Below are 12,264 nucleotides of genomic sequence, written 5' to 3' on the forward strand. Positions count from 1 at the left end.
TTTTAACTAAAAACAAATACGGTTTTAACACATCTATAAGACAGTAAACCTATTGTCGAGAATTGTTTTTATCTTTTAAAAGATTAATCAATAGACAATATTTCAAGTTCTATGATTTCAATTTTAGTGTTTGAAGTTTCTTTAATTTTAATCTTAAAATTATCTATAACCACAATATCGTCCTGTTCTGGGATTTCTTCTGTATGATTTACAATCATTCCCCCAAGAGTCTCATAATTTTCACCTTCAGGTAAATTTAATTTGTAGGTTTCATTAATATAATCTACTTCTATTCTTGCTGAAAAACGATATTTTTTTTCTAATAACTGCTCTTCAATTAATTCTATTGAATCATGTTCATCTTCAATTTCTCCAAAAAGTTCTTCAACAATATCTTCAACGGTAATAATACCACTGGTGCCACCATACTCATCAATAACCACAGCCATACTTTTATGTTTCTTGGTCAAAAGATTAAGAACATCTTTAACAAACATCGTTTCTGGAACAAAGACTACTGGCATTAAAATAGAACGTAAAGATTTAGGTTTTTTAAACAATTCAAATGAATGCACATAACCAATTATATCGTCTATAGTGCCATTGAAAACCAATATTTTTGACAACCCTGTATCTATAAAAAGTTTACTTACTTCTTCTATAGATTGAGATTTTTCGACAGCCACTATTTCTGTACGAGGAATCATGACTTCTCTAGATTTTACATCTGAAAAATCTAAGGCATTTTGAAAAATCTGTATTTCACTATCCACTTCGTCATGTTCTTCTACAGTTTCCATCTGCTCACTTATATAGTCTCCTAATTCTGTTTTACTAAATGCCAGTTGCACCTCATCGCCATCGGTTTTAAAAAATTTTTTCAACACAAAATCTGATACTCGAATGACAAACCAAGAAATAGGAGAAAATATCAAGTAAAAGACATATGACGGAAATGAAAACGCCTTAAGTAATGTATTTGAATAGATTTGAAAAAAAACTTTGGGCAGAAACTCTGCCGTAATTAAAATGATCCCTGTACTAATTATTGTATGAGTCAATAACCTAAGCTCTGTAACAGCATAATCAAACATCCAAAATTCTGACGGCAAATACGATTCGAATACATCAATCAATATATCCCCCATATAAATACCATACACAACCAAAGCTATATTATTACCCACTAACATTGTAGCAATAAACTTTGAAGGCTTTTTCGTTAATCGAGTAAGAATATTCGAAATAAATCCTCCTTGTTTTTTTTCAATTTCAATATGAATTTTATTAGAGGAAACATAGGCTATTTCCATACCCGAAAAGAAAGCCGAAAGGATAAGTGAAAGTACAACAACGATGATTTGGAATTCCATGAATCAGTCTTTGTTATTGGCATCAAACTTCTTCCTAAAATTCCTTTTAAAGAAAAACATAAAAACCGCTATACATGCAAAAACGATATACATATAACTTCTACCTTCTCCTGATCCCCAGTCTGCATATGCTTGATATAAAAAGAAACACATTATTGCCAGATAAGCATATTCGAAGAACTTAAATACTTTCATGTTCTTATTGTTATATTTTTAGGTGATATGTAAAAAATTAAATTTGGTGCTAAGCTACAACAAGAATATATATTCTCATACAGTAGATTAGGAGAATTAATCTTCTATAAGAATTACACCATCGTTAATTCTTGAATTCAATATAGTAAAATCCTGATTAGCATCAAAACCATCGGCTTCGTTAATATTACCGTCTGAAAGGTAGCTTTTATACGGCTGATCTGTAAAAACCCAGTTTATGCTTTTATCCCAATAGAGTTGTTTTGCCTGCAAATGTGTACTATCTGCAGTTTGAATATCAACATTTCCTCTCATATCTATCAAACCTGTTTGTTGATATGAAATTGCATAATCTGAAGTAATCACACTAACTTTTCCTTCTTTATCTATGATATCCAAAATGATCCCTTCTGGAAATTCATAATACCCAAAAGATTTATTCGTAAAATCAAACACTCTAGGCGCCTTTAATATTGCCGTTAATCTTCCGGAATCGGTATACTTAAGGTTTAAATCAAATCCTTCGGCAATTGGAGCTTCTTCAGACATTAGATATCTTGAGCTACTGCGAGTATTTGAATTGCATGAAAAAAACATTGTCACAGCAAAAGCTATGACAATGTTGAATAATATATGGTATTTTTTGTTTTGCATTATAGCTTAGGAACTCTTACTGTTTCTCCAATCCAACATCCGATAGATACAGAACTAACACCAGGGTTATTAAAGATATCCGTTTTTGATGGAGCCTTAGCTTTATAATTTGCAGCAGTCTTACTTGCTGTTGATTTTAAACTAGGATCAACCTTACCTGCTCTTCTTGCATAATTTTCTGCCAACCAATATACTGCTCTTTTACTAAAAACATCTGTACCACAGTTATTAGCACTACTTGCGATCATTGACGCAATTCTAAGATATGCAGTACCCATAGAAGGTCTATATTTTAAAGCTTTTCTGTAATACCCTCTAGCTTTTCCTTTGCTTCCTTGCTTTTTCAAAACTTCAGCGATTCTAAAATACACTTTAGCTTTATCACTGCTCTTAGTTTCTAACTCTGCAGATTGATTAAAATACTTTAATCCGACAGAAGTCTTTTTGTCTTTTAAAGCTAAAATCCCTAAGTAATAAGCTGTCTTAGCAGAAGGATCTGCTTTATGTAAAGCTTCTACAAGCTTAAAGAACAAAGGATCATCTGTACACTCTTTTGAGGACATTCTACTTGCTGCTCCTTTTAACCAGTTTATATCGGTCTTTTTAGCTTCAAACTGACCTGTATATAAAGGTATTAAGTTTTTACAATCTGCAAGTTCACCAAGTTTTTGGTTTACTCCAGCTTTTACCTTACTATAATTCGATAGAATTTTTCCTGATCTGCTTAGTTTTTTCTTTTCTTTAGAGCTTAAAGCAGTACCAGATTCTTCTTTTTCTGTTAATTCGGCAATAATTTTTGCTTTTTTACTTTCTTCGTCTTCAATTTTTTCAATCACGCCATCATAAAGATCAAAAACATCTTGAAGTTCTCTTTTACCTTTTTCATGTAACTCAACTAGCAAATAAAAATAAGTATATACATTTTTAGGATTACTCACATTATCTTTATCTTCTGTCCAAGCTTTATCTAACTCTGCATATTGCGTATCTATTGTACCTATTTTATTATCAAACATTATTTGACCAATAGCACCATGCATGTTCCCTATCTTGGTTTTTGAAGGAAAATATTGAAAACGTTCTTTAAGTAATGTTATAAGCTCATTAGCTATGGTTTTTTTATCAGCCGCTGCTGCTTTGTTCAGTTTGTCCTTTAATAATTTCTCTCCAAATTGATATGTAGCAAGGCTATATGTTGGGCATTCTTTTCTTACTTTCCAAAGAGGCTCTTCAGCCGCTTGATAATTTTTCACTTTAGCGTGCTCATAGGCAATTGAAGCCGTGGTTGCACAGTCTGTAGCTTGAGCACTAATACTACTAGTACTTAAAGCTAATCCTGCTGCTATTGTAAATAAAAACTTGGTATTCATAGCTGTAAAATTGTGTTAATTAAATTTTATTCTTCTAAACCATTTGTCATTTAGTGACAAACCTATAGATATATTAAAAAAGTCTTCTTTTACTAATCCTAAATCAGTTGTCCCTCTTTGACCATACTCTATGCCTATATTGGCATTAGAGAATAATCGTCCTACAGGTAACCCTACTCCAAAAGATATGCCAAACTCATCAATTGAAGTGTTATTGATATTTAATCCCGTTTCTTCATATCGAATACCTGCTCTATAAACTACTCTTTTAAAGTAACTTGTTAGCGAGTTATATTTAGGGATGTAAAAACCTCCAACTCTAAATTTAGCGGCATTCTCATATGCTACATTATCCTGAATAAACACCGCATTAGAATAATCACCTACATCTAAATACGTGTATTCGGCTCCAACAAACCATTTTCTTTTCTCACCTATACCACTACCAAATTTAAACTCGGCAGGGATATCTATATCATTATTACCTAAATCTGTTTCTTGTCTATCTATCACTGTTTCTCGTCCATCCGTGGTTACTAATACTGAAGATAACTCTCTAGTACTATCAGCAGTAAGATTATAAGACGGTGTAGAAACAACAGATGCAAACAACTCTAACTTATCAGTTATCATTCTTTTATAAACCACTCCTAAAGAGACACTAAATGCGGATAGATCCGAATTCGTAATTTCTCTAGTATCAAACTGTACAGTCGGTCGTGTTAATATTGCCTTATTCTCAATATTTCCAAAGTTATAATTAAAATCCATACCAACACTTAGATTCTTGTTAACTTTGAATCCCGCAGCTACAAACACTTTGTTCAGCCCTCCTGTTCCAGTAAAGCGTTGCTCTGAATTATCACTTTCTACAGAATTAAGCTGAAATCCAACAGATGTTAAAGGGATAACCCCAAAACCAAAACCAAATTTTCCTGCAGGAATACCTATCGCCAAATAATCTAACGAAGCATTATCTCCAGATGATGATTCTGTACTATTACTTATTTTAAAATTACTATATGATGTACCAAGGGCATAAGTTGTTAACTTAAGTTCTCCAAAAGATGCTGGGTTTTGAAGGTTTGCATGAATACTATCTGTAAAAACGCTCAACCCCCCCATAGATCTATTCTCAACCGTTCCTTTAAACTTCTGGATTCCTATTCCATAAAAAGAATATGGTGATGAAGTACCTTCCTGCGCATAAGATGTTAAGGTTACAACCATTAACATGACTACTAAAATCTTCTTTATCATCTACTATTATTAAAAACTAAAATGTAGTTTAAACCCTCCAACAAAAAATTGGAAGTGGCAAATATGCCATTTTTTAATCTTTTAGACAAAAAATGTGCATCTCCTCCGGTTAAAATAACTGTTAAATCAGAATAAATGTTGCAATATTCTTCAATTACTCCATTAATTTCATGTAAAATTCCATTTATTACGCCAGAATGAATGGCTTCTTCTGTACTATTCCCAATAGTATTTTCTGGGTCTTTTAATGTTAGCAACGGTAATTTTGCTGTAAAGTTATTCAGACTACTATATCTTAATCGGATTCCTGGCGCTATAGCTCCTCCTAAATATTCTTCTTTTATATTTTTAAAATCATAGGTGATACAAGTTCCAGCATCGATTACTAAAACATTTTTTTGGGGAAATTGATCCACTGCCGCCGCAACCAAAGCCAATCTATCGATTCCTAAAGTTTTTGGTGTTTTATATAAGTTTGTAAAAGGCATTTCAACCAAATGATCTACCACTATAGTATTAAAAAGAGCTTTAATATGAACAATAGAGCTTTTAGGTAAATCAGAAACTGAAGAAATAATTGCATTTTTAAGTAAAGGGTATTTTTTTTTTACTTTTTCAATTTGCGGAATAAGCCCCTCTAGCTTAACTATCTCTTTATAAATAATTTCTGATGTATCAAACACTCCTATTTTGGTAAATGTATTACCTACATCTATGATAAGATTCATGTCTATTTTTATAAGTTGCAAAAATACAAAACGATTTTTTTAAAATTTTCTTTTGAGTATTAAAAAAAGGGTTCTATATTTGCATCCGCTTACAGCAAGGTGCCTTAGCTCAGTTGGTAGAGCAAAGGACTGAAAATCCTTGTGTCCCTGGTTCGATTCCTGGAGGCACCACCTTAAAAGCCCAAACAATATGTTTGGGCTTTTTTTTGTATTTAAAACATTAATTTGCAATCACTTGTGTTTTTAAAGGATTTTTTCGTTAGATTTTACGACTTATCCAATCGCTGCTGTTTATTCGTGAGCCCATAAAAATAACGAAAAACTTATTAAATCTTTCTCATAAAAGACAATCTAAGAATAAACCTACCTTCTCTGGGGAAAAATGGGAATTAGATGTTCAAAATGTAAAACCCTAATAAGTATTACAGGAAAATACACTTTAAAAAGGAATAAAGGTATCTTATCGTTTTATGAATGCCCAAAACGGTCATTTTCCTCGAAGGACATTTTTTCTAGATGGAAGAGATATGTATTTGCTAAAAAAGTTTATCCTTATTACGATTCTAAATTAAAGACGAAAACTTTGGAAAGAAATAGCTGTTAACTCCCTAATGTTTAAGACAGTTTTTTACAAAAAACTAAAAACCTATGATTTATGTAATATTCAATTCCTATTGTATAACCTTACATCAACTAATTATAAAGATCTTTGTAATAAATTTTATAAAATGAAAACATAATTGTTTTCAGAAATGAATACTGAACGCCCTAGAATTACCAAAATGATAATGCATGCGAAGTATTTGATAGATACTACAAAACATTTCAGGTAATAAAAAGGCAGAAGTTAAAAATTCTGCCTTTCTTAAATAAAATCTCAAAAAACTAATGTTTTTTGGTAAGAAAGTATTAAAACAATACACAAATCAATTTTAATATAAAATGGCAACACATAATCAATCTGGCTCTTAAAGCCATTCGAACGGATTCTTTAACATTGTCATTTTTTTGCTGATTCTTTTTATCCTCAGGGACTGTTTATTAATAAGCTAATTCTCTGGGGATCAAAAGAAATAAAAACAAACCTCTTCTAATATTAATTATGAAACTAAATAAAAATATAGTTCTAAAATTTGAAGTAGGTGATACGGTATTTACTAAAATAAACCCTAACATTTCGCTGATAGTAAAACGGTATATTGATGGAATCTATTACTGTGGATTTCAAAATGATCCTGATAGATGGGAACTAGGTTTGTCTGCAAGAGCATTAGTCGGAAGTTAAACTCTGTCTAAAATCGATTCCTTTTTATCTAAAATCACTAAAATTATGAAAACATCAGCAATTGTCTATTGCGAAAATGAATTTGGCAAACTGGATGGCAAAGTAGCAAATGGTCTTGTAAGACATTCTGAAAAGTATAAAATTGTTGGTGTTATTGATAGCACAAAATCAGGTATTGACGCAGGAGAATATCTTGATGGAATTAAAAATGGGATACCCATATTCCATAATTTTAATAAAGCCATTGAAGTATTAGACAGCGTTCCAGAATATTTTATTTACGGAATTGCTCCTCTAGAGTCATTACTTAGTGACGAAGAAAAAAAAATTGTGTACACCGCCATTAAGACTGGAATGCATATTGTAAATGGACTTCCAGAGTTTCTTTCAGATGATGAAGTTTGTATTCATCTCTCAAAAAAATATAATGTATCTATTTTTGATGTAAGAAAACCTCCTGCTAAAAAAAATCTTCATCACTTTACAGGTCAAATAAGAGAAATTCAAATTCCTGTTATAACAGTATCTGGAACAGATTGTGCAGTTGGTAAAAGAACTACAGCAATTAAGTTAGTAGAAGCCCTAAAAAATGAGGGATTAAATGCCATCTTCATAACTACAGGCCAGACAGGAATACTTCAAGGTTCAAAATATGGTATTGCGATAGATGTTCTAAGTTCTGGTTTCGCGACTGGAGAAGTTGAAAATGCTATTCTGGAAGCACTCAAAGAACAACCTGATATTATTGTAGTAGAAGGTCAAGGAGCACTTAGTCATCCAGCATTTACCTCTTCGAGCGCAATTATTCGAGGTGCTATGCCTAAGGCTATTATCCTACAGCATCCGCCAAAAAGACGTACCAGGTGTGATTTTCCCAAAATTCCTATGCCAACACTTGAAAGTGAAATAAAAATGATAGAAATTTTCTCTGGATCCAAGGTAATAGCTATTACAATCAATCATGAAGATATGAATGACCAAGAAGTTGAACATACAACAAAGATTTATGAAGAAAAATATCAATTACCTGTTACTGATGTTTTAAAAAGCGACTGCAGTAAACTGGTAGAAAAACTTAAAGAAATATTTCCTGATTTAATTCGTGTCAACCCAATACTATGTCAACCCCAAGAATAGATATTAATCTTCGCAAAATTGCTCATAATACTAAGGTTTTAAGCTCCCTTTTTGGATCAAAAGGTATAGACATAATTGTTGTTACCAAAGGAGTATGTGCGCATCCACATATTGCAAATATTTTGGTAAAAAGCGGAGTTAAAATTCTTGCCGACTCAAGAATAGCCAATATCAAAAAAATGCAGAAGGCCAATGTGAAAGCCACTTTTTTATTGATTAGGACTCCTATGATAAGTCAAGCAGAATCAGTAGTGTTGGATACCGATATGAGTTTAAATTCAGAGTTGTCTGTTATAAAAAAAATTTCAGAATTTGCTATACTACATGGTAAGATTCATAAAATCATAATCATGATCGAATTAGGAGATCTGCGAGAAGGTATTATGCCATCACAATTAGAAAACACGATCAAAAAAGTATTAACTTTAAAAGGCATCAAACTTGAAGGAATAGGCACAAATCTTGCTTGTTTTTCGGGAGTTAAACCCACAGCAGAAAAGATGAATATACTGTCTGCTATTGCCACTAGTATTGAAAAAAAGTTTCACATTAAACTATCGATAATTTCTGGTGGAAATTCGGCTAATTATAATTGGTTCAAAACTACAAAAGATGTTGGAAGGATAACTAATTTGAGATTAGGAGAATCTATATTTTTAGGTAATGAACCTTTAACCAGAAAACCTATCCCAAAACTCTATCAAGATGCTTTTATGCTGGTAGCCGAAGTTATAGAATTGAAAAACAAGTCATCAGTACCAAATGGAGAGATCGGTCTGGATGCTTTTGGAAACAAACCAAAGTTTAAAGACCAAGGCATGATACGACGTGCTATACTGGCAATGGGGGTTCAAGATGTAATGGTGACTGGGTTAACGCCAAAATTGGATATTGAAATCTTAGGAGCAGGTGGTGATCACATTATAATCAATGCCAAAAAGGAGGACTTAAAAGTTGGTAGTGATGTATCATTTACATTAAAGTATGGCGCATTAGTTACCGCTATGAATTCATCCTATATTTCTAAAAACATTATCACTCCTATAAGTGCAAAGGAGTATTGCGCCATAATAGAAGAAAAAGATAGGTTGCACAAAAAGAATACCGCTATTATGCCGATCAAAGAAGATTACACTCCATTGATAAGTCTCCAGGATTCGGATTTTAATTTAATATTTGAAAAGTCCATTCAAAAAAACTATCGGTATTTGGTTAGAAAAGAGGTATATAAAAAAATAGGTCGAATCAGTAAGCTTCTGGATGCTCAGGGCAAAAAACTAATTATCAGATCAGCATGGAGATCATTTGAACATCAGCAAAAACTATGGGATCAAAAAACCAGTTTTATGAAAAAGAAATACCCTAAAAAAACAGCAGAAGAAATTAACGAAATAGTGTCAATGTTTATTGCTCCAAAAAGGCAATCTACCCATTCAACAGGAGGGGCCGTTGATGCTCTGATTTATGATTTGAGAAAGAAATGCGTAATGGATTTTGGAACCAACAATGGACTGCATATTGATTTAAATAAAAAATGTTATCCTAAACACCCTGATATTAATGAAGAAGCAAAGAAAAATCGCAAACTTCTGATAAAACTCTTTGAAGATGAAGGTTTTGTATGTGACCACAAAGAATATTGGCATTTTGACTATGGTAATATTGGTTGGGCAGTAGAAAAGAATAAGGAATACGCTAATTATGGTATTTTAAAGGCGTCGTATGTACAATCGACAACTCTTAATCATCCAGATAAAGTGTTCTATTATCTTTAGATATGTTGTATACTCAATTCAATAATCTTTTCTCGTTCTATACGCTCGTAGCACTTCAACTAAAATATGTTTGGACCCATTTATATCTTCTTTTCTCATATATCTGTTTCACTATTCTTATATAAGTTTTAACGTATTTGGCTGAATAATACCAAAAATGTCTGACTCTTTCATAATAAGCGCATCAATACCTTGAATAGTAACCTGATTTCCAGAATATTTACCATATAATACGGTATCACCAACTTTTACAGTCATAGGTTCATCTTTTTTACCCTTTCCTACGGCTAGTATAATCCCTTTTTGAGGTTTTTCTTTAGCTGCATCAGGAATAATAATACCTCCCCTTGATTTTTCTTTTGCTATATCTGCTTTTACCAAGACTCCATCGGCAAGTGGTTGAATTTTGAATTTATGCATGATCTTTTTATTAATTATTATGATTCAATAAGTTTGAAGCTCTGCAAAAAGCGATTCTAGCTCTACTCTGGTTTTCTTAAGTTTAAGAGCAAGGCTATCAAGCATCATTTCTTTTTGATCATCTCTAAAGTCAAAATCCTTGTCAGATAAAAAAGTAAATCTTCGTTTGAGCATTACCTTTTGTTCTCTCCAACTTCTTGTAATATGTGTTTTAGCCATTTTTTTTGTTTCCATTAAGTAATTGCCTAGTTATTTGAGTTGGTGGATTTATGATTGTTCTTGGATCTAATAAGACATTTATTTCTGTAGAAACATCAGGCTTTGGAATGAGATTAAGACTAATACTTTTAGCATCATTTTTTATCTCATCTGTTTTTAAAATTTCTTCTAAAATCTCCAATATAGATTCATCTACTCCTTCATCGAATTTTTGGGCAAAAAAGTTCTCTTCCTGCATTAAAAAGTCAATATCTAATCCTGTAAAAGTTTTTGGTTTCACATTGACATCTCCATCAGCTAACCACATCACAGCTCTTTTATCATCATTAATAATTGTTTCTTTGAATGAAGTATTCATTAATATAGTTTGAAAAAATGATTCATTAGCAATTAGGATCTTATCATAAAAATCTTCAAATTTTTTCACTTCTGGACTATGACAGATAAATTCGCAACATGATCTGGTCAATATCATCCATTGTCCCCCGACATAAGAGGTCACATTTTTCATAAAAGATCTTTTATAAGGTACACCCAAAAAGCCAACATCTATCTCTTGAAAATAGTTTTCGACACGGCTCAGCGTATCAGGGCGTACTCTAACTTGACTTACTATTTTTATGAAGTTTTTACTTTTATTTCTATTCAAAAAATCAAGAATAAAATCTTGTGATTTTAAGGGGAAATCCTGACCGCTTAGATTAATAAAGAAATCCCATTTGAGACAGCGGTTTAAGAGATACTTCATACCATTAAGTTGGGATTGAATCCTATTATATTTTCCTCTGTCTATGGTTGTACTTTTCAAGAAATAAGCATTGGAATAATCTTCCAAAAAAGTTTTAATATCCCTTATTGTATTGATATCAGTTTTTTGATTGATAAGAATTAAGTAGTGGTTTTCTGGATGATGAATGGCTTTAAACAGTCGTTTGAACTGTTTAGGAAAATGTTTAACTAATATGAAGTAGGCAATCTTTATCTTCTTTCTTTGGGTGTTAAAATCAAAGCTTTGCTTTTTTGGTATACCTAATTCTTGGGTCATTTTATATATGTGTTATTTTGTTCTTAACTTTTGTCATTTTAAGTAATCATTATAAAAGCTCTCTTTCAAAAAACACTACTTCTTTTTTCTTAGTATCTTGGGCATACGTACAGTAATATATTCGGCGGTAGTATAACCGCACAATTAATTTAACCTCGGGATTTACCTTAGCATAAACCGTATCACCTGGTTTGAATTTACTTTCTTGACCTACCATATGCTTTATATTTAAATTTTAAATACTCATATCTTCATAACCACTCTTAATGATGGTTGACAGCATTTTAAAACGCTTATTGGCCTTTACTACATTCTTTGCATGAGCGGGGATAATAATTACCTGACCAGTTTCTATTGTACAAGATTTTTCATTAATAATAATCTCAGCTTCTCCATCTATAATTTGAATGAGACTATCAAACGGAGATATTTTTGGAGGTAATGCTTCTCCTGTATCAAATGATAAAATAGTTACAGTCCCTGTTTTTTTCTTCAGGATTGCTTTCATAACCACAGATCCAGGAATATAGTCAACAGTATCAGTTAATGCATGCGTACAAGATTTTTCTAATTCACTATTTTTCATTGATAAGATGTTAGAAGATTAAGACTAACGAGGAGAAGCTAATCTAGATGGTTTCTTTCGCAAACCTTAATCATCACTCCTTTTTTGTTTTCTTTTTGCCGCTTTTGCTGCTCTTTTTTCCTTCAAACTTTTTGCAGGTGCTTTTTTACCTGACTTGGCTTTACCTTCTTTTTCTTTTGACATGATTTTCCGTTCTTTTTAGATTATAAACAACATA

General features: G+C 32.0%; 14 protein-coding genes and 1 tRNA gene. 4 read left to right on the forward strand and 11 right to left on the reverse strand.

Translation table 11 applies throughout. The features are described from left to right. Nucleotides 1–83: 83 nt before the first annotated feature. From AWE51_RS01315 to AWE51_RS01340, 6 genes are all read right to left on the reverse strand, one after another. The gene (locus AWE51_RS01315; protein ID WP_066308337.1) at nt 84–1,373 is read right to left on the reverse strand and encodes a hemolysin family protein; all 1,290 of its coding nucleotides are present in this window, start codon (nt 1,371–1,373) and stop codon (nt 84–86) included. Between the two features lie 3 nt (nt 1,374–1,376). After that, nucleotides 1,377–1,568 (reverse strand): hypothetical protein, encoded by a 192-nt coding sequence (locus tag AWE51_RS01320; RefSeq protein ID WP_066308339.1) that lies wholly within the window; start codon nt 1,566–1,568, stop codon nt 1,377–1,379. Nucleotides 1,569–1,664: 96 nt separating this feature from the next. Beyond that, entirely contained in the window at nt 1,665–2,222 is a 558-nt protein-coding gene (gene lptC / locus AWE51_RS01325) for an LPS export ABC transporter periplasmic protein LptC (protein WP_066308341.1), read from the reverse strand. Continuing rightward, a complete protein-coding gene (locus AWE51_RS01330; protein ID WP_066308347.1) occupies nt 2,222–3,592 on the reverse strand; it encodes a tetratricopeptide repeat protein in 1,371 nt (456 codons plus the stop codon). Before AWE51_RS01330 ends, lptC begins: the two co-directional genes overlap by 1 nt. Before the next feature lie 15 nt (nt 3,593–3,607). Next, the gene (locus AWE51_RS01335; RefSeq protein ID WP_066308348.1) at nt 3,608–4,852 is read right to left on the reverse strand and encodes a porin family protein; all 1,245 of its coding nucleotides are present in this window, start codon (nt 4,850–4,852) and stop codon (nt 3,608–3,610) included. Then, complete coding sequence (locus tag AWE51_RS01340; protein ID WP_066308349.1) at nt 4,849–5,580, reverse strand: type III pantothenate kinase; 732 nt, start codon at nt 5,578–5,580, stop codon at nt 4,849–4,851. The genes AWE51_RS01335 and AWE51_RS01340 overlap by 4 nt, the downstream gene beginning before the upstream one ends. A 98-nt stretch (nt 5,581–5,678) precedes the next feature. Between AWE51_RS01340 and AWE51_RS01345 the strand changes: the two genes are divergently transcribed. The 4 genes from AWE51_RS01345 to AWE51_RS26330 all read left to right on the forward strand — a co-directional run bounded on the left by AWE51_RS01345 (nt 5,679) and on the right by AWE51_RS26330 (nt 9,777). Beyond that, a tRNA-Phe gene (locus tag AWE51_RS01345) sits at nt 5,679–5,751 on the forward strand. A 931-nt stretch (nt 5,752–6,682) separates the two neighbouring features. Further along, nucleotides 6,683–6,865: a hypothetical protein gene (locus AWE51_RS01350; protein ID WP_066308352.1), complete on the forward strand. Its 183-nt coding sequence runs from the start codon at nt 6,683–6,685 to the stop codon at nt 6,863–6,865. Nucleotides 6,866–6,910: 45 nt separating this feature from the next. After that, the gene (locus tag AWE51_RS01355; protein ID WP_066308354.1) at nt 6,911–8,002 is read left to right on the forward strand and encodes a DUF1611 domain-containing protein; all 1,092 of its coding nucleotides are present in this window, start codon (nt 6,911–6,913) and stop codon (nt 8,000–8,002) included. Next, nucleotides 7,984–9,777, forward strand: a complete 1,794-nt coding sequence (locus AWE51_RS26330; protein ID WP_066308356.1) for an alanine racemase — start codon at nt 7,984–7,986, stop codon at nt 9,775–9,777. The genes AWE51_RS01355 and AWE51_RS26330 overlap by 19 nt, the downstream gene beginning before the upstream one ends. A gap of 117 nt (nt 9,778–9,894) precedes the next feature. On the opposite strand, the gene AWE51_RS01365 is transcribed toward AWE51_RS26330, so the two are convergent. Genes AWE51_RS01365 through AWE51_RS01380 form a run of 5 tightly spaced genes read right to left on the reverse strand, consistent with a single transcriptional unit; the run spans nt 9,895 to nt 12,047 of the window. Next, nucleotides 9,895–10,197 carry a co-chaperone GroES gene (locus AWE51_RS01365; protein WP_066308359.1) on the reverse strand — a complete coding sequence of 101 codons (303 nt, stop codon included), beginning with the start codon at nt 10,195–10,197 and terminating at the stop codon, nt 9,895–9,897. A gap of 24 nt (nt 10,198–10,221) precedes the next feature. Next, nucleotides 10,222–10,431, reverse strand: coding sequence for a hypothetical protein (locus AWE51_RS01370; protein ID WP_066308362.1), 210 nt, complete (start codon nt 10,429–10,431; stop codon nt 10,222–10,224). Then, on the reverse strand, nt 10,409–11,461 hold the full coding sequence (locus AWE51_RS01375; protein ID WP_066308364.1) for a beta-1,6-N-acetylglucosaminyltransferase: 1,053 nt from the start codon (nt 11,459–11,461) through the stop codon (nt 10,409–10,411). The genes AWE51_RS01370 and AWE51_RS01375 overlap by 23 nt, the downstream gene beginning before the upstream one ends. Nucleotides 11,462–11,510: 49 nt before the next feature. Next, nucleotides 11,511–11,678 carry a hypothetical protein gene (locus tag AWE51_RS26830; protein WP_198403784.1) on the reverse strand — a complete coding sequence of 56 codons (168 nt, stop codon included), beginning with the start codon at nt 11,676–11,678 and terminating at the stop codon, nt 11,511–11,513. A gap of 18 nt (nt 11,679–11,696) precedes the next feature. Beyond that, nucleotides 11,697–12,047 carry a cupin domain-containing protein gene (locus AWE51_RS01380; RefSeq protein ID WP_066308366.1) on the reverse strand — a complete coding sequence of 117 codons (351 nt, stop codon included), beginning with the start codon at nt 12,045–12,047 and terminating at the stop codon, nt 11,697–11,699. Nucleotides 12,048–12,264: the final 217 nt, after the last annotated feature.

Source organism: Aquimarina aggregata (assembly GCF_001632745.1).
GTDB lineage: Bacteria > Bacteroidota > Bacteroidia > Flavobacteriales > Flavobacteriaceae > Aquimarina > Aquimarina aggregata.

Bases quoted from the DNA above. Each gene is read 5' to 3' on its own strand.
- AWE51_RS26830 (WP_198403784.1), bottom strand. From the start codon at position 11,678: ATGGTAGGTCAAGAAAGTAAATTCAAACCAGGTGATACGGTTTATGCT.
- AWE51_RS01355 (WP_066308354.1), top strand. From the start codon at position 6,911: ATGAAAACATCAGCAATTGTCTATTGCGAAAATGAATTTGGCAAACTG.
- AWE51_RS01340 (WP_066308349.1), bottom strand. From the start codon at position 5,580: ATGAATCTTATCATAGATGTAGGTAATACATTTACCAAAATAGGAGTG.
- AWE51_RS01330 (WP_066308347.1), bottom strand. From the start codon at position 3,592: ATGAATACCAAGTTTTTATTTACAATAGCAGCAGGATTAGCTTTAAGT.
- AWE51_RS01365 (WP_066308359.1), bottom strand. From the start codon at position 10,197: ATGCATAAATTCAAAATTCAACCACTTGCCGATGGAGTCTTGGTAAAA.
- AWE51_RS01320 (WP_066308339.1), bottom strand. From the start codon at position 1,568: ATGAAAGTATTTAAGTTCTTCGAATATGCTTATCTGGCAATAATGTGT.
- AWE51_RS01370 (WP_066308362.1), bottom strand. From the start codon at position 10,431: ATGGAAACAAAAAAAATGGCTAAAACACATATTACAAGAAGTTGGAGA.
- AWE51_RS01380 (WP_066308366.1), bottom strand. From the start codon at position 12,047: ATGAAAAATAGTGAATTAGAAAAATCTTGTACGCATGCATTAACTGAT.
- AWE51_RS26330 (WP_066308356.1), top strand. From the start codon at position 7,984: ATGTCAACCCCAAGAATAGATATTAATCTTCGCAAAATTGCTCATAAT.
- AWE51_RS01315 (WP_066308337.1), bottom strand. From the start codon at position 1,373: ATGGAATTCCAAATCATCGTTGTTGTACTTTCACTTATCCTTTCGGCT.
- AWE51_RS01350 (WP_066308352.1), top strand. From the start codon at position 6,683: ATGAAACTAAATAAAAATATAGTTCTAAAATTTGAAGTAGGTGATACG.
- AWE51_RS01335 (WP_066308348.1), bottom strand. From the start codon at position 4,852: ATGATAAAGAAGATTTTAGTAGTCATGTTAATGGTTGTAACCTTAACA.
- AWE51_RS01375 (WP_066308364.1), bottom strand. From the start codon at position 11,461: ATGACCCAAGAATTAGGTATACCAAAAAAGCAAAGCTTTGATTTTAAC.
- lptC (WP_066308341.1), bottom strand. From the start codon at position 2,222: ATGCAAAACAAAAAATACCATATATTATTCAACATTGTCATAGCTTTT.